At 71.7% G+C, this 20,350-nt stretch carries 13 protein-coding genes; 10 read left to right on the top strand and 3 right to left on the bottom strand.

What is annotated here, in order from left to right:
* Positions 1-171 precede the first annotated feature (171 nt).
* The 8 genes from AB0B97_RS19990 (at position 172) to AB0B97_RS19955 (ending at position 13,462) form a co-directional block, all read left to right on the top strand.
* Positions 172-1,155, top strand: coding sequence for a DUF1702 family protein (locus tag AB0B97_RS19990; protein WP_357495358.1), 984 nt, complete (start codon positions 172-174; stop codon positions 1,153-1,155).
* Entirely contained in the window at positions 1,152-6,935 is a 5,784-nt protein-coding gene (locus AB0B97_RS19985) for an SDR family NAD(P)-dependent oxidoreductase (RefSeq protein WP_357495356.1), read from the top strand. Before AB0B97_RS19990 ends, AB0B97_RS19985 begins: the two co-directional genes overlap by 4 nt.
* Before the next feature lie 2 nt (positions 6,936-6,937).
* On the top strand, positions 6,938-7,378 hold the full coding sequence (locus AB0B97_RS19980; RefSeq protein WP_234582956.1) for an acyl-CoA thioesterase: 441 nt from the start codon (positions 6,938-6,940) through the stop codon (positions 7,376-7,378).
* Positions 7,375-7,914 carry a flavin reductase family protein gene (locus AB0B97_RS19975; protein ID WP_234582918.1) on the top strand — a complete coding sequence of 180 codons (540 nt, stop codon included), beginning with the start codon at positions 7,375-7,377 and terminating at the stop codon, positions 7,912-7,914. Before AB0B97_RS19980 ends, AB0B97_RS19975 begins: the two co-directional genes overlap by 4 nt.
* Positions 7,911-9,269, top strand: a complete 1,359-nt coding sequence (locus AB0B97_RS19970) for a cytochrome P450 (protein WP_357495353.1) — start codon at positions 7,911-7,913, stop codon at positions 9,267-9,269. Before AB0B97_RS19975 ends, AB0B97_RS19970 begins: the two co-directional genes overlap by 4 nt.
* Before the next feature lie 94 nt (positions 9,270-9,363).
* Positions 9,364-11,334 (top strand): CRTAC1 family protein, encoded by a 1,971-nt coding sequence (locus AB0B97_RS19965; RefSeq protein ID WP_357495351.1) that lies wholly within the window; start codon positions 9,364-9,366, stop codon positions 11,332-11,334.
* Positions 11,331-12,386, top strand: coding sequence for an enediyne biosynthesis protein (locus AB0B97_RS19960; RefSeq protein WP_357495349.1), 1,056 nt, complete (start codon positions 11,331-11,333; stop codon positions 12,384-12,386). The genes AB0B97_RS19965 and AB0B97_RS19960 overlap by 4 nt, the downstream gene beginning before the upstream one ends.
* 134 nt (positions 12,387-12,520) lie before the next feature.
* Complete coding sequence (locus tag AB0B97_RS19955; protein ID WP_357495347.1) at positions 12,521-13,462, top strand: hypothetical protein; 942 nt, start codon at positions 12,521-12,523, stop codon at positions 13,460-13,462.
* On the opposite strand, the gene rph is transcribed toward AB0B97_RS19955, so the two are convergent.
* Positions 13,453-16,080 carry a rifamycin-inactivating phosphotransferase gene (gene rph, locus AB0B97_RS19950; protein WP_357495345.1) on the bottom strand — a complete coding sequence of 876 codons (2,628 nt, stop codon included), beginning with the start codon at positions 16,078-16,080 and terminating at the stop codon, positions 13,453-13,455. The genes AB0B97_RS19955 and rph overlap by 10 nt on opposite strands.
* 248 nt (positions 16,081-16,328) lie before the next feature.
* Between rph and AB0B97_RS19945 the strand changes: the two genes are divergently transcribed.
* Together AB0B97_RS19945 and AB0B97_RS19940 are read left to right on the top strand one after the other, a co-directional pair.
* The gene (locus AB0B97_RS19945) at positions 16,329-16,892 is read left to right on the top strand and encodes an alpha/beta fold hydrolase (protein ID WP_357495343.1); all 564 of its coding nucleotides are present in this window, start codon (positions 16,329-16,331) and stop codon (positions 16,890-16,892) included.
* A 47-nt stretch (positions 16,893-16,939) separates the two neighbouring features.
* Positions 16,940-17,776, top strand: a complete 837-nt coding sequence (locus tag AB0B97_RS19940; protein ID WP_357495341.1) for an alpha/beta hydrolase — start codon at positions 16,940-16,942, stop codon at positions 17,774-17,776.
* Positions 17,777-17,792: 16 nt separating this feature from the next.
* Here the strand turns inward: AB0B97_RS19940 and AB0B97_RS19935 are convergent, their stop codons facing one another.
* Both AB0B97_RS19935 and AB0B97_RS19930 read right to left on the bottom strand, forming a co-directional pair.
* On the bottom strand, positions 17,793-18,506 hold the full coding sequence (locus tag AB0B97_RS19935; protein ID WP_234582908.1) for a hypothetical protein: 714 nt from the start codon (positions 18,504-18,506) through the stop codon (positions 17,793-17,795).
* Between the two features lie 165 nt (positions 18,507-18,671).
* Positions 18,672-20,315, bottom strand: coding sequence for a lectin (locus tag AB0B97_RS19930; protein WP_357495339.1), 1,644 nt, complete (start codon positions 20,313-20,315; stop codon positions 18,672-18,674).
* Between the last annotated feature and the right edge of the window lie 35 nt (positions 20,316-20,350).

Below are 20,350 nucleotides of genomic sequence, written 5' to 3'. Positions count from 1 at the left end.
CGCAATGGTCATTCCCGCTGTCCACTATCCACTCGGCTGCCGGTAGATGGCCTTGACCTGCGAAAACCTGCCGCCTTCACCGCGTCATCGGCAACCGCCGCAATGTTGGAGAAGTTCCGTCGCGCATAGTCGCGTAACAATGAGGTCTCAGCGGGAAGGCCGGAGCATACGATGAGTTCATTGACCAGACTGCGACGTCGTATTATGACCCCCGACGTGCGGGAGACCAAAGTCAGCACGCGCGGATTCCACCTCAAGGACGAACAGGCCCGCGAGCGCCTCGAAACAGTCGGCAGCTCGTTCCTGCACGGATTCGGGGCCGCCGCGGAGGCGCACGGCCCGGCGGATGCGGCACCCACCGTCGAGGCCACGCCTGCCGCGTACCGGGGCTTCGCCTACGAGGGCGCCGCGATGGCCTTCGCCATCCGCGACGCCCTGCCCGGGCGGTCGCGGCACGTCGCGCGGTTCCTCGCCGACCACGACGAGCACGTCTACATGGCGTACGTCGGCGTGGGCTGGGCGATGGCCCGCCTGCCGCGTCTGCTGTGGCCCCGCCTGTACGCCCCGGACCCGCTGCTGCGCTGGCTCGTCCTCGACGGGTACGGGTTCCACGAGGCGTACTTCAGGACCGACAGGTACGTGCGCCAGCGGTATCGGCCGGCCACCTTCGCGTGGCCTGCCGACGGCCCCCGGGACTACGCGGTACGCGCCATCGACCAGGGCATCGGCCGGGCCTGCTGGTTCGTCGCCGGAACGGACCCGGAGCAGCTCGTCCGCCTCCTCGACGAGTTCCCCGCCGAACGCCGGCGCGACCTGTACGCCGGGGCGGGCCTCGCCGTCTGCTACGCGGGCGGCGCGAGTGAACGGGAACTGACCTGGCTCGCCGAGTGCGCGGGGCCGTACCGGCCGGACCTCGCGCAGGGCGCGTCGTTCGGCGCCGCGGCCCGGCTGCGCGCCGACCTCGTCACGCCGCACAACGAGCTGGCGACCCGTGTCCTCTGTGGCATGACGGTGAGCGACGCGACGCGGGTGACCGACGAGGCGCGGGTCGGGCTGCCCCCGGACGACGTCCTGCCCGCCTACGAGGTGTGGCGCCAGCGCATCAGGAATGCCTTCGACCCGTCGCCAGCGACACGAAAGCCGAGTGAGCAATGACAAGTATCGCCGTGGTGGGGATGGCGTGCCGCTACCCCGACGCCCGTTCACCGCAGGAACTGTGGGAGAACGCGATCGCGGGTCGCCGGGCGTTCCGGCGGCTCCCCGACGTCCGGATGAACGCCGACGACTACTTCGACGCCGACCCGGCCGCCCCGGACCGCTTCTACGCGCGCAACGCAGCAGTCATCGAGGGCTACGAGTTCGACCGGGTCGGCTACAAGGTCGCCGGGAGCACGTACCGGTCGACCGATCTGGCCCACTGGCTGGCCCTGGAGACCGCCGCGACGGCACTGGCCGACGCCGGTTTCCCGGCCGGCGAGGGGCTGCCCCAGGAGCGCACGGGCGTCATCGTCGGCAACACGTTGACCGGTGAGTTCTCCCGCGCCAACCAGATGCGGCTGCGCTGGCCGTACGTGCGCCGGACCGTGGCCGCGGCGTTGCGGGCCGAGGGCTGGGACGACGAGAAGCTGTCGGCCTTCCTCGCCACCTACGAGGAGGCGTACAAGAGCCCGTTCCCGCCGGTGAACGAGGACACGCTCGCCGGCGCACTGTCGAACACGATCGCCGGACGTATCTGCAACCACTTCGACCTCAAGGGCGGCGGCTACACCGTCGACGGCGCCTGCTCGTCGTCGCTGCTGTCCGTGGTGACCGCGAGCCGGGCCCTGCTGGACGGAGAACTGGACGTCGCGATCGCCGGCGGTGTCGACCTGTCCATCGACCCGTTCGAGGTCATCGGCTTCGCGAAGACCGGCGCCCTGGCCAGCGGGGAGATGCGGGTCTACGACCGCGCATCCAACGGGTTCTGGCCGGGTGAGGGCTGCGGCATGCTGGTCCTGATGCGCGCCGACGAGGCCGCCGAGGCGGGTCACCGGATCTACGCCTCGGTGGCCGGCTGGGGCGTCTCGTCCGACGGCCGCGGTGGCATCACCCGGCCCGAGGTCGACGGCTACCAGCTCGCCCTGCGCCGCGCGTACGACCGGGCCGGGTTCGGCATCGACACCGTCGGGCTGTTCGAGGGGCACGGCACCGGCACCAAGGTCGGGGACACCACCGAGCTCACGGCGCTGTCCAGCGCCCGCGAGACGGCGAATCCCGACGCTCCGCCGGCCGTCATCGGCTCGGTCAAGGGGATGATCGGTCACACCAAGGCCGCCGCCGGGGTGGCCGGTTTCATCCGCGCCGCGATGGCCGTGCACCACGAGGTGCTTCCCCCGAGCGTCGGCTCCGTCGACCCCCACGAGATCCTCACCGCCGACGGCGCCCGGCTGCGCACCCTGCGCAAGGCCGAGGCGTGGCCGAGCGCGGTCCCGGTGCGGGCCGGCATCACCGCCATGGGCTTCGGCGGCATCAACACGCACGTCGTGCTCGAACGCCACGGCCCGCGCCGGCCCGTGCCGGATCGCCGCGTCCGCACCCTGGCCGCCTCCGCGCAGGACGCCGAGCTGCTGCTGGTGGACGCGGCCTCGCCGCAGGAACTGGCCGTCCGGCTCGCCGAGCTGAGCGACTTCGTGTCCGCGATCTCGTACGCGGAGCTGGGCGACCTGGCGGCGACGCTCCACCGCGACCTGCAGGACCGGCCGTTCCGGGCCGCGATCGTGGCCTCGTCACCCGAGGAGGCGCAGCGGCTGTTGACCGCGGCCCGCGAGGCCGTCGAATCCGGCGAGGCGGCACTGATCCGCCCCGACGGCCGGTTCCTGCTCGGGCACGTCAGCGGCCCGGCCCGGATCAGCTTCCTCTTCCCGGGGCAGGGTTCCGGACGAGGCGTCAGCGGTGGCGCCCTGCGGCGGCGGTTCGCCGAGGTCGACGACGTCTACCTGCGCGCCGCGCTGCCCACCGGCAGCGACGTCGTCGCGACCGAGGTCGCCCAGCCGCGCATCGTCGCCGGGTCACTGGCCGGGCAGCACGCCCTGGCACTGCTCGGCATCGAGGCGTCCACCGCGATCGGGCACAGCCTCGGCGAGATCGTGGCCCTGCAGTGGGCCGGCGTCCTCGACGAGGAGGCGCTCCTGCGCGTCGCAGGCGTCCGGGGCCGGACCATGGCCGGGTACAGCCAGGCCGGCACGATGGCCGACATCGGGGCGCCCCCGGAGACGGTCGACGGGATCATCGCGGGGCTGCCGGTGGTGGTGGCCGCCTACAACGGGCCCGAGCACACGGTCGTCTCCGGATCCGTCGACGCGATCGAGGCGGTCTGCCACAAGGCTCGGGCCGCCGGCCTGAGCGCGACGCGGCTGCGGGTCTCGCACGCCTTCCACTCCCCGCTTGTCGCGCCGGCCGCGGACACGTTCGCCGACGCCCTCGCCGGCGAGACCTTCCACCAGGTCGGCGCCCGGGTCGTCTCCACCGTCACCGGTGAGGTGCTGCCCGCCGGCACCGACGTGCGGGGCCTCCTGCGCCGCCAGATCACCGACCCGGTCCTGTTCAACCAGGCCGTCGCGTTCGCCGCCAAGAGCACCGACCTGTTCGTCGAGGTCGGGCCCGGGCGGGTGCTCACGGGACTGGCCACGACTGTCACGGACGTCCCGGCGGTCGCCGTGGACACCGACGACGACTCGCTCACGAGTCTGCTGCGGGTCGCCGGCGCCGCGTACGTCGTCGGCGCGGCCCCGGCCCCGGCGGCGCTGTTCGACGGGCGGTTCGTGCGGCCGTTGGAGGTAGGCGCCGCGTTCTCCTTCCTGACCAGCCCCTGCGAGCAGGCGCCGGAGCTCAGCGCGGCGATCGAGCGTGGGCCCACCACGGCCACGTCCACCACCACCACCGATCCGGTCGAGGTGGGGGAGGAGTCCACCGAGGACCTCATGCGGCGGCTCACCGCCGAGCGCGCCGAATTGCCGATCGAACTCGTCCGGCCGGACAGCCGCCTGCTCGACGACCTGCACCTGAGTTCGATCACGATCGGCCAGGTGGCCAACCAGCTCGCCCAGCGTCTGGAACTGCCACCGGCGCAGATGCCGCTCAACTTCGCCACCGCCACCGTCCGGGAACTCGCGGCGACGATGGAGACCCTCGCGCGTACGGCCCGGGACAGCGACGCCACCGCCACGCCTGTGGTGGCCGGTGTGGCCGGCTGGGCGCGGCCCTGGCGGCTCGACCTCGACGAGGTGCCGTTGCCGGCGGTTCCCGGCGACGCCACCGCAGCGAACGGTCCGTGGCACGTGCACGCGTCGGCGGACCACCCGTTCGCCGCGGCTCTCGGCGCGGCGCTCGAACAGGCCGGGCTCGGCGGCGGCGTCCTGGTCTGCCTGCCACCGGACTGCACCGAGGAGCAACTGGAGCCGGCCCTGCGGGGAGCGCAGCAGGCCATCTCCACCGGCAGCACCCGCTTCGTCCTGGTCGGGCACGGTCGGGGCGCGGCGGCCATCGCCCGGACGTTGCATCTTGAGGCGCCGTCCGTGCGGGTCACCGTCGTGCACCTGCCGGCCGCCGGCGACCCGGCGGTGGAGCTGGTGGTGCGGGAGGTCGCCGCCACGACCAGCTTCACCGAGGTGCACCACGACGACGGGGTGCGGCGCGTCCCGACGCTGCGCGCGCTGCCGGTACGCCCCGCGACGGCGGTGGCCCCGCTCGGCCCGGACGACGTGCTGCTGGTGACCGGCGGGGGCAAGGGCATCACTGCCGAGTGCGCCCTCGCCCTGGCCACCGACAGCGGCGCCAGCCTCGCGGTGCTGGGTCGTTCCGACCCCGCCGAGGACGCCGAACTGGCCGCGAACCTGGCCCGGATCGCCACCGCCGGTGTCACCGTGCGGTACGCCCGCGCCGACGTCACCGATGCCGCCGCCGTCCGGCAGGCGGTGCGGGACCTCTCCGCCGAACTCGGGACGATCACCGGTGTTCTGCACGGCGCGGGCCGCAACGAACCCGCCGGCCTGACCAGCCTGGACCCGGCCGCGTTCCGACGCACTCTGGCACCGAAGGTCGACGGCCTGCGGGCGGTGCTCGACGCGGTCGAGAAGCCCCGGCTCCGGCTGCTCGTGACGCTCGGCAGCATCATCGGCCGGGCGGGGCTGCGAGGCGAGGCGCACTACGCCACCGCCAACGACTGGCTGGCCGAGGAGACGGTCGCCTTCTCGCGGGCGTACCCCGAGTGCCGCACCCGGTGCCTCGAGTGGTCGGTCTGGTCGGGCGTCGGCATGGGGGAGCGGCTGTCGGTGGTCGAGTCGCTCAGCCGCGAGGGCGTCACGCCCATCACCCCCGACCAGGGCATCGCGATCCTGCGGCGTCTGGTCGCGGACACCACCGCGCCGGTAGTGGTGGTGATCAGCGGCCGCACCGAGGGCATCCACACGGTCCGGTACCACCAGCCGGCGCTGCCGTTGCTGCGCTTCGTCGACCGCGCCCTGGTCCGCTACCACCAGGTCGAACTCGTGGTCGAGACGGAACTCAACGTCGGGACCGACCGCTACCTGGAAGATCATGACCTGGACGGCAACCTGCTGTTCCCCGCGGTCTTCGGGATGGAGGCCATGGCGCAGGTGGCCGCGGCCCTCTCCGGCGCCGACGTCCTCCCGGTCATCGAACGGGCGGAGTTCCTGCGGCCCATCATCGTCGCGCCCCACGGGCACACGAGGATCCGGGTGGCGGCCCTGGTCACCGACGACGACGTCGTCGAGGTCGCGATCCGCAGCGAGGAGACCGGCTTCACCGCCGACCACTTCACCGCCCGGCTGCGCCTCGGCGCCGACACGGTGCCCGACGGCCCTCCGGACCAGGTGCCGGACGGTCTCGCGCCGGCCTCGATCGCCCCGCTCGACGACCTGTACGGCGACACCCTGTTCCAGGGCGGCCGGTTCCAACGGCTCCGGCAGTACCACCGGGCCGCCGCCCGGCACGTGGACGCGATAGTGGAGGCCGACGACTCGACTGCGTGGTTCGCCCCGTACGTCTCCGCGACGCTGCTGCTGGGCGACCCCGGCGTCCGCGACGCGCTCATGCACGGCAACCAGGTGTGCGTGCCGGACGCCACGCTGCTGCCCGTCGGCGTGGAACGCATCCACCCCGGCGGGGAGAAGCTGTCGTCCGCCCGCGAGCTGCGGTACTGCGCCACCGAACGCGAGCGCGACGGCGACACGTACGTCTACGACATCGCCCTGCGCACGGAGTCCGGAATGACCGTCGAGCGTTGGGAGGGGCTGCGGCTGCGGGCGGTCCGCAAGCAGGACGGCACCGGCCCCTGGGTGCCACCGCTGCTCGGCTCCTACCTGGAGCGTGTGCTCGGCGACCTCGGGCTCACCGGCGTCGCCGTCGCCATCGAGCCCGACGCGGTGTCACCCGAGCCGGGCGAGCACACCGCCACGCGCCGACGCAACAGCGTCCGCGCGGTCGGGCAGGCGCTCGGGCGGCCGATCGAGATCACCTACCGGCCGGACGGACGGCCCGAGGTCGCTGGGGAGCACACCGTGTCGATCGCGCACGGCGCCGGGGTGACGCTGGCCGTCGCCGGGACGGGCGTCCTGGGTTGCGACCTGGAGAGCGTGGCGCGGCGCAGCCCCGAGGAGTGGAAGGGCCTGCTCGGCCCCCACGCCGAACTCGCCGAGCAGCTGGCCGGCGACTCGGGCGAGGACGCCGACACCGCATCCACCCGGGTCTGGACCGCTGTCGAGGCGATGCAGAAGGCCGGCCTGCCGATGCGCGGCCCACTCGTCCTGGGCGGTACGGCACGTCCCGGCTGGGTGCTCTTCGCCGCCGGTGGCGCTCGGGCCGCCTCGTTCGTCACGAGCCTGCGCGGCAGCGACGGACGGGTCGTCATCACTGTTCTGGCCGGTGCGGAGGGATGAGCATGGAGAGCTACTACGAGCTGCGGCACACCGTCGGGTTCGAGGAGACGAACATCGTCGGCAACGTCTACTACGTCAACTACCTGCGGTGGCAGGGGCGCTGCCGGGAGATGTTCCTGAAGGACCGGGCGCCGACAGTCCTCGCCGACCTGCAAAACGACCTCAAACTGTTCACGCTCAAGGTCGAGTGCGAGTTCTTCGCCGAGATCACCGCGTTCGACGAGATCGCCGTCCGGATGCGGCTGCTCGAACTGGCCCAGACGCAGCTCGAATTCGGTTTCGACTACGTGCGGACCGGACCGGCCGGCGAGACACTCGTCGCCCGTGGCGCCCAGCGGGTCGCCTGCATGCGCGGCCCGAACAACCGGACCGTTCCCACCCGGGTCCCGGAGGCGCTCGAACGCGCTCTGGAACCGTACGCCGCCGCCGGGGTCCGACGATGACGACCTTCGGGACGGAAGAGTTGACGGACCCGGTGCTGATGCGCCGCGTCTGCGGGACCTTCGCCACAGGTGTCACGGTGGTCAGTGTCGGCGGGGACGAACCGCACGCCATGACCGCGAACTCGTTCAGCGCGGTGTCCCTCGACCCGCCGCTGATCCTGGTGTGCGTCGGGCGGGACGCCCTCATGCACCAGGCGCTCAGCCGGGCCGGCGCGTTCGGCGTCTCCGTCCTGGCCGCCGATCAGGAGGCGGTGGCGCGCTACTACGCCGACCGCCGCCGTCCACTCGGACCGGAACAGTTCGAGTTCACCGAGTGGCGGCCGGGCGCGCGGACGGCGGCGCCGCTGCTCGGCGGCGCCGCCGCCCACATCGAGTGCGAGCTCTGGCGGTCGTACGACGGGGGAGACCACACGATCTTCCTCGGCCGTCCGTGCGGGATGCGCCGGTACGACGACGGCGACGGCGAGGCCCTCGTGTTCCTCGGTGGCCGGTTCCGCCGGCTCGAGCGGGCGCCGTCGGCGGTGGTGGCGTCATGACCGCCGTCACCGGCCCGGCGCCGTCCCTTCCCGGTCCGTCGCGCGCGTCGGCCGTCAGCATGCTCATCACGATGGGCCGCGACCGCCTCGGCATGATGACGTCGGCGGCCGCCCGCTACGGCGACGCCGCGCTGCTGCCGGTCGGTCCGAAGGAGCTCTACTTCTTCAACCACCCCGAGCACGCCAAGCACGTGCTCGCCGACAACGCGGCCAACTACCACAAGGGCATCGGCCTGGTGCACGCCCGCCGGGCACTCGGCGACGGGTTGCTGACCAGCGAGGGTGAGCTGTGGCGCAAGCAGCGCCGGGTGGCGCAGCCGGCGTTCCAGAGCCGGCGCATCGCCCAGCAGGCCGGCATCGTCGCCGAGGAGGCGGCGACCCTCGTCGGCCGGCTGCGGACGCTCGGCCGCCAGGGTCCGGTGGACGTGCTCCAGGAGATGACGGGTCTGACTCTCGGCGTGCTCGGGCGCACCCTGCTCGACACCGACCTCGGGCGGTTCCCGTCGATCGGGCGCGACTTCGCCGTGGTGCAGGACCAGGCCATGTTCGAGCTGGCGTCGTTGAGCGCCGTGCCGCCCTGGGTGCCGCTCCCGCGGCAGGTGCGGTTCCGGCGGGCCCGCCGCCGTCTCCAGACGATCGTCGACCAGCTCGTCGCCGAGCGCGGGAGCCACACCGGTGACCGCGACGACGTGCTGTCGCGGCTCATCGTGTCGGCCCGGGCCGAGCCCGACCCCCGGGTCGGACGGCAGCGGCTGCGCGACGAGCTCGTGACCCTGCTGCTCGCCGGGCACGAGACCACCGCCAGCACGTTGAGCTGGGCGCTCTACCTGCTCGACAGGCATCCCGAGGTGCGCCACCGACTGCGGGAGGAGGCGATCGCGGTGCTTGGCGACCGGCTGCCGACCTTCGACGACCTGGGCCGGCTGCGGTACACCGCGATGGTCATCGACGAGGTGGTACGGCTGTACCCGCCGGTGTGGATCCTGCCCCGCAAGGCGCTCGCCGCCGACGTGGTGGGCGGGTACGCGGTGCCGGCGGGCGCCGACGTGCTGATCTGCCCCTACACGCTGCACCGGCATCCGGACTTCTGGGACCAGCCCGACCGCTTCGATCCGGAGCGCTTCGACCCGGCCCGCACCACCGACCGCCCGCGGTACGCCTACATCCCGTTCGGCGCGGGACCGCGGTTCTGCGTCGGGAACCACCTGGGCCTGATGGAGGCCGCCTTCGTCCTCGCCGTACTGGCCCGGGACCTGACGCTCACGACGGTCGCCACGCACAACGTCGTACCCGAGCCGATGTTGTCGCTGCGCATACGCGGCGGCCTGCCGATGACCGTGCGTCCGGCGGACTGAGGACACCGCCGGGTGACCGCGGACCGCAGTCACCCACGACCGCACCATCCGAACGCCCGACCCGGCCGGGTCGGGCACCACCCGAGGGGGATCGTTGCCACCGAAACCAGTGGGTCCGCTGCGCAGACTCATACCCGTCGTCTTCGTCCTGGTACTCGTCGCGGGGCTGTTCACGATCTCGCGGCTGCCGACCGCATCCGCGGCCGACCGACGCGCGATGGCGTCGCAGTTCGCGTTCACCGAACTGCCCATCGCCCTGCCGCCGGGTCTGCCGCAGCGCACGATCCGGACGGTGAACCCGAAATACGAGCACATCCGGTCCTGGATCTCGTCGGTCGGCGCCGGAGTGGCGGTCAACGACCTCGACGGGAAGGGCGGCGCCAACGACCTCTGCCTCGTCGACCCCCGCAGCGACAGCGCCATCGTGACGCCGGCGCCCGGCGGCGGCGCCCGCTACGCGCCGTTCGTGCTGGACCCGGCACCGTTGCCGATGGGACCGGCGATCGCCCCGATGGGCTGCACCCCCGGCGATTTCAACGTCGACGGCCGGACGGATCTGCTTGTCGTCTACTGGGGACGGACGCCCGTCGTGTTCCTGCAGACCGGCGACGCCGCGAGCCTGAGCCTCGCGTCGTACCACCCGGTCGAGCTGATCCCGCAGCAGCAGACCGCCGACGGCCGCTACCACGGCCCGCTGTGGAACACCAACGCGACAGCTGTCGCGGACTTCGACGGCGACGGCCGGCCCGACATCGGAATCTTCAACTACTTTCCGGACTCCCAGGTGCTCGACGCACAGGGCCTGCCGAACGTGCAGATGAACCACTCCATGTCCCGCGCGCAGAACGCCGGCGGGGCGCACATCCTGCGCTGGACCGCGGCCACCACCGGCGCCAAGCCGAGCGTCACCTACGAGCAGCAGAGCGCGATCGACTCCCGGTACGCCACCGGATGGACGCTCGCCTCGGCCTCCGCCGACCTCGACGGTGACCTGCTGCCCGAGCTGTACCTCGCCAACGACTTCGGCAACGACCGCTTCTTCCACAACGTGTCGACCCCCGGCCGGATCAAGTTCGCCCTGGCCGAGGGGCGCCGCGGCCCGCTGGACCCCAAGTCACTCGTCGTGGGTCACGACTCGTTCAAGGGGATGGCAGTCGACTTCGCCGATCTGCGCGGCACCGGCCGGTTCGACGCCTTCGTCAGCAACATCACCGAGTCGTGGGGGCTGGAGGAGAGCAACTTCGTCTGGCAGAACACCGCGGCCACCCCACAGGAGGCGCGGGAGCGGCTCTCCAAGGGCATCGCGCCCTTCGAGAACAAGGCATCGGCGAAGAACCTCGCCTGGGTCGGCTGGGGCTGGGACGTCAAGATGGCCGACTTCGACAACAGCGGCCGGCTCGTCGTGGTGCAGTCCTGCGGCTTCGTCAAGGGCACCGTCAACCGGTTCAACTGGCTCCAGGAGTTGGCCGCCAGCAACGACCTGATGCTGCGCGAGCCGGACATGTGGCCCAACGCGCAGCCGGGCGACGACATCGCCGGCTCGAACGCGCTGGCGTTCTGGGCGCCGGAGGACAACGGCCGCTACGTCGATCTGAGTCCGCAACTCGGACTCGACGACCGGACCCCGACCCGCGGTGTCGCGGTGGGTGACACCGACGGCGACGGCCGCCAGGACTTCGTGGTGGCACGCCAGTGGGGGCCGCCCGCCTACTACCACAACACCAAGGCGCAGGTCGGCGACTTCCTCGGGCTGCGGCTGCACCGGCCCGCACTCGGCGCCGCCACGGGCAACGACGCCCGCACCCCGGCGTACGGCGCGCAGGCTCGGGTGACCACTGCCGACGGCCGCACCCAGCTCGCCCAGCTCGACGGCGGCGGCGGGCACTCCGGCAAGCGCAGCTTCGACCTGTTCTTCGGACTCGGTGACCAGGGCGGCACGCCCGTCACCGTCGAACTGAGCTGGCGCGACCTCGACGGTGTCCAGCATCAGCAGACCCTGCCCCTCTCCGCCGGATGGCACGACCTCACGCTCACCGACCGAGCCCAGGAGCTGACCACACCATGACGGACGTCAAACGCGCCCCGGTGGGCGTGACCACCACGGCCGAGGTCGCCGACGCGACCCGCAACGGCAGCGGGCCCGACCGGGCACCGGCCGGCGTCGACAGGCGACCGCCCGTACCCCGGGTGGACAAGCGCGACCCCCGCTACCTGGCCCTGCGGAACTTCGCCATCTCCATGTCCATCCTCAACATCCTCGGCTACACGATCCTCGGGTTCGAGCAGCCCTGGACCTGGCCGCTGTTCGCCCTGGCGATCGGGTACACGGTCGAGATCGCGATCGAGGCGGTCGCCGCCCGCTCCCTGGGCCGCCGACCGGCCTACAGCGGCAACGGCGCGTGGGGTGTCTACACGTTCCTGCTGCCGACCCACATCACCGCGCTCGCCGCGAACATGCTGCTGTACGCCAACGACATGTTCTGGCCGATCGCCTTCGCCGTGGTCGTGGCCGTCGGGCAGAAGGCCGTGCTGCAGGCCCCGATCGCCGGACGCATGCGGCACTTCATGAACCCGTCGAACTTCGGCATCACCATCACGCTGCTCGCGTTCTCCTGGGTCAACGTGGCCCCGCCGTACCACTTCACGGAGAACGTGCCCGACGTCTTCCGGATGTTCATCCCGATGGTCGTGCTCACCGCGGGCACGATCCTCAACGCGATGCTCACGAAGAAGGTCGCGCTGATCGTCGGCTGGGTCGGCGGCTTCGTCATCCAGGCCCTGATCCGGCACTACGTCTGGGACGTCCAGCTCTGGTCGGCGCTGAGCATCATGACCGGGGTGGCGTTCGTGCTGTTCACCAACTACATGATCACCGACCCGGGCACCACGCCCTCCAAGCCCCGCTGGCAGTTCATGTTCGGCTCCTCCGTGGCCATGGTGTACGGCGTCCTGATGCTGTTCAACGTCGTCTACACCCTGTTCTTCGCGGTCACGATCGTGTGCCTGGCCCGGGGTCTGTTCTGGTGGGGCAGGTGGCTCGCCGAACGGCGTGGCGCCCGCACCCCCGTGCAGCCGGTGCCGCCGCCGGCGGCGGTGGAGCTGCCGATCGCCCGCTGACCCCGTCGGTCGCCCCGGACCGGCCGGCCGTCCTCCGCACGCGGGAAACCGCAAGCAGGAAGACGACCGGCCGGTCCGCGGCGCGAAGAATCAGTCAGTGCATCCCGCCGTCACAGATTCGGAAAGAGGCTGCCATGACCGCCACGCAGAGACAGGCCGTGCAGACCCCGCCCTCCCCGACGCCGGCACGCTCGGACCGGCACGGCGCGCTGATCGTGGGCAGTGTGCTCGCGGGAATCGCGTTGTCCCTGCTCTGGTCATACCAGTTCGTCGACCAGACGATCGGCGACAACGTCGCCAACACCCTGCTGGGCCACGACGCGAAGGCGACAGCGATCGGCGGCACCGCGGCGGGCCTGCTGTTCGCGTTCGTCTCCGGCCTGGCGGGCACGTTCACTGCCTGCAACATCGCGATGGCCGCCTCGGTCGGGCCGATGACACACGCCGGCGCCGGCGGCACACCGGCGGCGGGGCTGCGCTTCATGCTCCGGCCGGTGGGCCTGCTGGCGCTGGGCATGGTCGTCGTCTCCGCCACGTACGGCTTCATCGGAGTCCTGCTCGGCGACTCGCTGCCGCAGCTGTCGACGGAGACGACTGCCGGCGGCATGCCCGTCCGACTCGTGCAGTCGGTGGTGGTCTTCGGCGTGATCGGTCTCGCGTTCATCTATCTCGGTCTTGCGGCGCTCGACAAGGTCCCCGATCCCTTCGCGCGTCGCCCGTTCGCCCGCGTCTTCGTGCTCGGCATGCTGGTCGGCGCCTTCCTGATCGGCCGGCCCTACCCGCTGTTCCACAAGCTGTTCCAGTGGGCCGCCGACAACGGCAACCCCCTCTACGGCTCGGCCGCCTTCGTGCTGCAGTCGCTGGGCAACATCGCGATCGTGGGCATCCTGTTCGCACTCGTCGTCATCGCCACCCGCGGAGGGCTGATCCGCTGGTTGTCCGCGCGACCGGCACGCACCCTCGCGGTCACCGGCTCGCTGCTGCTCGCGCTGGGCGTCTTCACCCTCGTCTACTGGACCGTCCGGGTGCCCGCGATGTTCGGCTACGGCTGGTTCCCGACGATGCCCTACAACTGAGCGCGGCCGTCGGCGTCGTTCGGCGGTGGCAGGATCTCGACGTACCCGTCGGTGCCGTGCACGCGGATCCGCTGCCCGTCGCGGATCAGCCGGGTCGCGTCCGCCACCCCGACGACGGCCGGCAGGCCGTACTCCCGGGCGATGACCGCCCCGTGGGTCATGAGGCCGCCCACCTCCGTCACCAGGCCCTGGACCGCGACGAACACTGGTGACCAGCTCGGGTCCGTGTAGGAGGTGACCAGGATGTCGCCGGGTTCCAGCTCGGCCTCGGCGATGTCCAGCAGGACGCGGGCGCGGCCCTCGACGACCCCGCCGGAGACTCCGAGGCCGGCCAGCGCTCCGGCCGGCACGTTGTCGCGCCGGTACGCCCCGGCGATGGCCTCGCCCTCGGAGGTGAGCACCCGGGGTGGCGTCAGCGTCCGGTGCCACCGGAAGGTGTCCCTGCGCTGGTCGATGAGGTGGTCGTCGACCTGGTGCGTCCGCACGGCGTCGTGCAGCTCGGCGAAGGTGAGATAGAAGATGTCGTCCCTGTCGCGGAGCACGCCGGCCCGCGCGAGGCGCTCCGCCTCGGAAAGCAGGGCCTGCTTGTAGACGAAGTAGCGGCTGATGATGGCGTACTTCGGATACTCCCGGTACCCGATGAAGGTGCGGACCCGGTCGATCATGCGCGTGGTCTCGTCGGCCTTGGTGTCCCCGTCCGGCAGGGCCCGCAGCCGTTCCAGCAGTTCCTCGCGTTTCTGCTGCGCCGCCTGACGCCCCTGCTCGAAGCGCCGCCCGGCGGCGCCCGGTTCGAGGAGCCTGATGTTGTCGAGGATCAGGGGCACGAGGGTGCTGGGGCGTTCGCTCCAGCGCGGTCTCGTGATGTCGATCTCGCCGACGCAGCGCATGCCGTACCGGTCGAGGTAGGCCGAGATGGCGTCGCGCGCCTCGGCTCCGCCCGCGAGCCTCGGCAGTTCGTCGAGGAAGCCGTCGTCGTCGACCTCCTGCAGGAAGGCCACCACCTCCGGATGCGGTCGGATCACGTCCGCGACGTCGAGCAGCGCCAGGCCCATCTCCGACGTGATGTTGCCCGGAGCGGACAGCGTGAGGGTGTCAGCGGCGTTCTTCTCGCCCAGCCATTCGGACAGCTGCTCGTTGAGCCACCAGGTGGCCTGCATCCCCGCCATGATCGCCTGCATGCTCAGGGGGTCACTGAGGAGCCGCTTGTGCTCCTCGAACGCCTGCAGCAGGAAGTCGAACAGCGCCGGGCCCGTCACCGTCGCGATGTCGCGCTTCAGGGCGGCGAGTGACGCCTCGCTGCGCTCGATCAGCTCGGTGACGATCGCCGGATCGTTCTCGATCGTGGTCGGCTTGCCGCTGATCCGCGGGATGTCGGGACCGTCTGCAAGCGCCGGTACGAAGTCGGGGCGGCCGAGGATGGTCTCCAGCGCGTCCCGCGTCAACGGGTCGGACCGTCCCGCCATGTCGAGGAAGCCGGCGCGGCTCGCCGGCGCTGCCAGGATCCCGGTGGCGTCGACGAAGAGCCTCCCGCCGGCCTCGTGCATCGGCGCCATGGCCGTCAGCTGCCACATGGAGAACCCCAACGGCTTCATGGCGTCGGTCATCATCTGCTGGTGGCCGACCGAGAGGTAGACGTGGTTCTCGCTGTCCCGGGCCGTGGGGACGGGGAACAGCGTCGTGATCGGCCGGCTTTGCACGATCTGGACGTCACCGTCGACCAGGCACCATTCGATGTCCTGCGGGTGGCCGGCGTGCGCCTCGATCCGCCGGCCCACGTCCACCAGCCGCAGGACCTGCGCGTCCGTCAGCGCCGGCTGCTCCTGTCGTTCCGGGCTGATCGCCTGTTTCGTGGTCCCGCCGGCCGGCAGCGCCTCGATGGCGAGACGCTTGCTGGCGATCGTCCGCTCGATGATCGCGCCGTCGCGCACCCGGTAGGAGTCCGGGTTCACCAGCCCGGAGACCAGGGCCTCGCCGAGGCCGAAGCTGGCCTCCACCGAGGCGACCTTCCGGTTGGACGTGACGGGGTCGGCCGTGAACAGGACGCCGGCCGCCTGCGGAAACACCATCGTCTGCACGACGACGGCCAGGTGGACCGCGCGGTGGTCGATGCCGTTGCGCTGACGGTAGGTGACCGCCCGCTCGGTGAAGAGCGAGGCCCAGCACCGGCTGACGTGCGTGCGAATGGCCGCCGGACCCCGCACGTTCAGGTACGTGTCCTGCTGGCCCGCGAAGGAGGCCGTCGCCAGGTCCTCCGCCGTGGCGCTGGACCGGACGGCGTAGGCAGCCTTCTCGCCGTGCCGGGTGAGCGCCCGGGTGATGGCCGCCGCCACGTCGTCGGGCAGGGCGACCCCTTCGATGGCCCGGCGGATCTGGGCGCTGAGGTCGCGGATCCCCTCCCGGTCGTCCGGCTTCAGGCGCGACAGCTGATCGAGCTGATCGTCGATCGAGGGCACCTCGGCGATGACCCGTCGGAAGGCGTCGGTCGTCACGCAGAAGCCAGCCGGCACGCGGATGCCCTCGATCCGCGACAACGTCCCCAGACGGGCGCCCTTGCCGCCGACGATCGCGACCTGAGTCTCGTCGACCTCGTCCAGATCTCGCACGTACTTGTCGATCATCGAGCCCCGTTTCTTCGTCCATTCCGGTGTCCGGCGGACGATTCTGCGGCAAGACGGGGGTCTTGCGGCAAGGCCCCCGGTGCGATATACGTTAAAGTGGGAGCGGATACCAGTGGTGTTTTTCCCCGCTGTGCAGGAAATCGTTCCGCTGATCCCCCCTTGTTGATCCCCCGCCTGTCGATCCCTGCGGCTCGCCCCGCCGTCGGCGCTTGATGCCGCTTCGACGCAGTATGCGAGAGGGGATCGTCATGGCAGCGACCACGCAGGTCCTGTTCATTCAGGGCGCTGGCGCCGGCACGCACGACGAGTGGGACAACAGGTTGTCCGACAGCCTGCGGCGCGGGCTCGGGGACGGGTACGAGGTTCGGTACCCGCGAATGCCCGACGAGGGCAACCCGAGCTACGCCACCTGGAGCGCCGCCATCCGGCGGGAGATCGCGGCACTTGACGACGGGGCCGTCGTCGTGGGCCATTCGGTGGGCGGCGCGATCCTCGTCCACGCGCTCGCCGAGCGGCCACCCGAGCGGGACCTCGCGATGATCGTGCTGGTCGCCGCCCCGTTCGTCGGTGCGGGCGGCTGGCCCGGCGACGAGTTCGAGCTGCCACCGGACCTCGGCGTCCGACTGCCGCGGGGCGTACCGGTGCGGGTCTTTCACGGGCTCGGGGACGAGACGGCGTCGCCGTCGCACGCGGACCTGTACGCGGGCGTCATCAGCCAGGCGCGGGTGTACCGGCTGCCCGGGCGCGATCATCAGCTCAACGACGACCTCGGTGACGTGGCGGCGGTGATCAGGCTTGACACTCTTGGCTAACCGTATTAGCTTGAAGCTAACGCAATTAGCCGAGCACGGAGGATCCCATGACCGAGTATCTGACCGTCGACGGCGGCACCCTGGCGTACGAGGTGACCGGCGCCTCCGGGCCGCTCGTCCTTCTCGCCCACGGCATGGGCGACAGCCGCGAGGCGTACCGCTTCGTCGTGCCGCGCCTGGTGGCCGCCGGCTACCGGGTGGCCGCCGTCGACCTGCGGGGTTGCGGCGAGTCGAGCGCACAGTGGCAGTCCTACAGCCGCACCGACATCGCGGGTGATCTGCTCGCGGTGATCCGCCACCTCGGCGGTCCGGCCGTGCTGGTCGGCCACTCGATCTCCGGCGGGGCCGCCACCATCGCCGCCGCCCGGGCACCCGAGCTGATCACCGGCATCGTCGAACTGGCCCCCTTCACCCGCAAGCAGTCGATCAAGCTGGGCGACCTGCGGGTCGCCCGCTACCGCACGGGCATGGCCCGACTGCTCGGCACCGGCCTGCTGGGCAGCGTGCCGCTCTGGCGCAGCTACCTCGACATCGCCTACCCGGGAAGGAAGCCGGCCGACTGGGCCGCCCGCACGGCCCGGATCGACGCCATGATGCGCGAGCCCGGCCGGATGGCGGCGATGCGCAAGATGGGCCAGTCGGCGCCGGTCGACGCCGGGGCGCAGCTGGGCAACGTCCGCTGCCCGGCCCTGATCGTCGAGGGGTCGCTCGACCCGGACTGGGCCGACCCGCGGGCCGAGGGGGAGGCGATCGTGGCCGCGCTGCCGGCCGGGTTGGGCCGGCTCGAAGTCATCGAGGGCGCGGGTCACTACCCGCACGTGCAGTACCCCGACGAGACGGCCGACCTGCTGCTCGCCTTCCTGAGCGCGAACGCCCGCGCCTGAGATCCCGGGTCCGCCGTCAGGCCAGCAACTGTTCGCGCATCCGCGCGCCCAGGTTGATCCGTCCCACCGCGCGCGGGCCGGCCGGATCGTGCACGTCCACCGTGTTGTTGCGACGCATCAGCGCACGGACCGCAGGTGGCAGCCGGGGTGGGTCGTCCATCGCGGCGAGGATCTGCGCCGCGCTCGTGATCAGTCGATCGACGAACGCGGCGGCGTCGGTGTCCACCCGCACCCGGCCGTACTCCCAGCCGGCGGTGGTGAGGTCGAGCACCTCGAACACGTGGGTCACCAGCGGGGTCGGATCGGTCACCCGATCGAGCCGGGCCGCCCGGCCGCCGACCACCGCGACGGCGGCGGCCACCTGGGCGTACGGGTGGAAGCCGCACGGCAACGCGAACAGCGGCCACCGCAGCCCGGGACCGGCCTCCATCCACAGCGGCCGGTAGTTCCGCCGGTGCACCAGCAGCCGCCGGCCCGTGCGCCGGTGGATGTCCTGCGCCTGCGCCAGCAGATCCGCGTGTGCCTCGTCGGCGACCTGGTTCAGAATCCGGGCCGCCACCACCAGGCCGTCGTCGCCGCCCAGCATCCCGGTCGCCGCTTCGACCTGCGCGGGAAACGGAACCCGCGCCTGCGTGCCGTATCCGTGCTGGAGGTCTCGCAGCAGCGCCTGCTGCCGCCCCGGGTCGAGCTGGACCCGCCCGCCGCCCAGCAGCCGCTGGAGCCAACGCATGTCGCCTCGTTTCAGCAGAGCCGTCCCGAACCGTGGCAATGCTATGCGTCGGACGTTGCCCGGGTGCCGCAGGGGTGAGCATGGCGCGGCGCGCGCCGGCCGGGCGACACGCGGGTCGGTGCCCGCGACCGCGCCCGGCCGGCCCCGCCTGTCGGGGCGGGTCGCTCAGCTGCGGCTCCACCGCTGGCTGGCCGCGCCGTTGCAGTCCCAGATCTGGGTGCGTGTGCCATTCGCCGTACCGTTGCCCACCAGGTCCAGGCAGCGGCCCGAGGCGACCGCCGTGATCGAGCCGTCGGCGTTGAAGCGCCACTGCTGGTTCGCCTGGCCGTGACAGTCCCAGATGATCACCGACGTCCCGTTGGCGGTGCCGGCGTTGAAGACGTCGAGGCACTTTCCTCCGTAGACCCGCAGCTCCTGGGCGCTCGTCGAGGTCCAGGACTGATTGGCCTGGCCGTGGCAGTCCCAGATGATGGCCGTGGCGCCGTTGGTCTGGGACGCGCCGTTGACGTCCAGGCACCGGCCGGCGGACGTGCTGCGGATCGTCGACGTCGAGCCCGGCGGGGGAGTGCTCGGCGGAGGCGTGGTCGGTGGAGGTGTGGTCGGCGGGGGCGTGCCACCGCCGGTGACCAGGAGCATGGCGGCGCCGTGCGCCGGCACCGACGCGCTGATCGTGCCGGTAGACGTCGAGGTGGTGTGGGACCACAGGTCCCGCACCGCGTACGAGCCGGCGCTGCCGAGGCCGAGCGCGCTGGCCGTCGTGGAGATCGTGGTCGTGCCGCTGCCCCGGTTGAGCAGGACGGTGGCCACCCCGCCGGTGGACATCGGCTTGCGCCAGACCTCCAGGTCACCGGAGTCACTGATCTTGCGGCCCTGCTGGCCGCCCCAGTCCTGGTTGACGGCGATCACGTCGGTGTTGGTGAGGATCGTGCGGGTGGCCGCCGACATGGTGCGGATGTCGTTGCCCGCCAGCAGCGGGGCGTTCAGCAGCGCCCACAGGCTGAAGTGGGCCCGGGACTCGGTGTCGGTGGGGCCGTTGCCGACCTCCAGCATGTCCGGGTCGTTCCACGCGCCCGGCCGGGCGTACGACTCCTTGCCGACCTGCTGGTCGAGGATGCTCATGATGGAGTTCCAGTTCCCACCGATGTCGCCTGTGGTACGCCAGGAGTTGCCCACCCCCGCGCCCCAGGTCCAGACGCTGTCCTGCCCCCAGCTGCACAGGCTGTAGAGGATCGGCCGGTTGGTTGCCGCGAGCGCGTCCCGCATCGCGGTGTAGCGCTGCTGCGCGCTCCGACCGAGGTGGTCGCCGCAGTTGTCGTACTTGAGGTAGTCGATCCCCCAGGACGCCCAGAGGTTGGCGTCGCGCTGCTCGTAGTTGATGCTGGCCGGGTACCCGGCGCAGGTGAGGGTCCCGGCCGAGGAGTAGATGCCCAGCTTGAGGCCCTTGCCGTGGACGTAGTCGGCGAGAGCCTTGATGCCGCTCGGGAACTTCTGCGGATCGGCGACCAGGTCGCCGCTGGCGTTGCGCTGCTTGGTGGACCAGCAGTCGTCGATGTTGACGTAGCGGTATCCGGCCGCGGCCATCCCGCTGGAGACCAGCGCGTCGGCCGTCTGCCGAATGAGCGTCTCGTTGACGTTGCAACCGAACGCGTTCCAGTCGTTCCAGCCCATCTGTGGCGTGCGGGCCAGCCCGTTCTCCAACGCCTGCGCGGGTTGCGTGGTGGTGAGCACGACCGCGCCGCTGACCACAGCGGTGCCGAGGGCGGCTGCGAGGAGCGCGGGGAGCAGGAGGGCCATTCTTCGTCTGAGCACGTGCACTCCTTGCGGGTGGTTGGCGGCGAGGGCCC

The organism is Micromonospora sp. NPDC049004 (assembly GCF_040649315.1).
Lineage (GTDB): Bacteria > Actinomycetota > Actinomycetes > Mycobacteriales > Micromonosporaceae > Micromonospora.
This window is presented reverse-complemented; position numbering and strand designations above follow the sequence as displayed.

Coding starts and splice junctions, on each gene's coding strand:
- AB0B97_RS19990 (WP_357495358.1), top strand. CDS start 172: ATGAGTTCATTGACCAGACTGCGACGTCGTATTATGACCCCCGACGTG.
- AB0B97_RS19985 (WP_357495356.1), top strand. CDS start 1,152: ATGACAAGTATCGCCGTGGTGGGGATGGCGTGCCGCTACCCCGACGCC.
- AB0B97_RS19980 (WP_234582956.1), top strand. CDS start 6,938: ATGGAGAGCTACTACGAGCTGCGGCACACCGTCGGGTTCGAGGAGACG.
- AB0B97_RS19975 (WP_234582918.1), top strand. CDS start 7,375: ATGACGACCTTCGGGACGGAAGAGTTGACGGACCCGGTGCTGATGCGC.
- AB0B97_RS19970 (WP_357495353.1), top strand. CDS start 7,911: ATGACCGCCGTCACCGGCCCGGCGCCGTCCCTTCCCGGTCCGTCGCGC.
- AB0B97_RS19960 (WP_357495349.1), top strand. CDS start 11,331: ATGACGGACGTCAAACGCGCCCCGGTGGGCGTGACCACCACGGCCGAG.
- AB0B97_RS19955 (WP_357495347.1), top strand. CDS start 12,521: ATGACCGCCACGCAGAGACAGGCCGTGCAGACCCCGCCCTCCCCGACG.
- rph (WP_357495345.1), bottom strand. CDS start 16,080: ATGATCGACAAGTACGTGCGAGATCTGGACGAGGTCGACGAGACTCAG.
- AB0B97_RS19945 (WP_357495343.1), top strand. CDS start 16,329: ATGGCAGCGACCACGCAGGTCCTGTTCATTCAGGGCGCTGGCGCCGGC.
- AB0B97_RS19940 (WP_357495341.1), top strand. CDS start 16,940: ATGACCGAGTATCTGACCGTCGACGGCGGCACCCTGGCGTACGAGGTG.
- AB0B97_RS19935 (WP_234582908.1), bottom strand. CDS start 18,506: ATGCGTTGGCTCCAGCGGCTGCTGGGCGGCGGGCGGGTCCAGCTCGAC.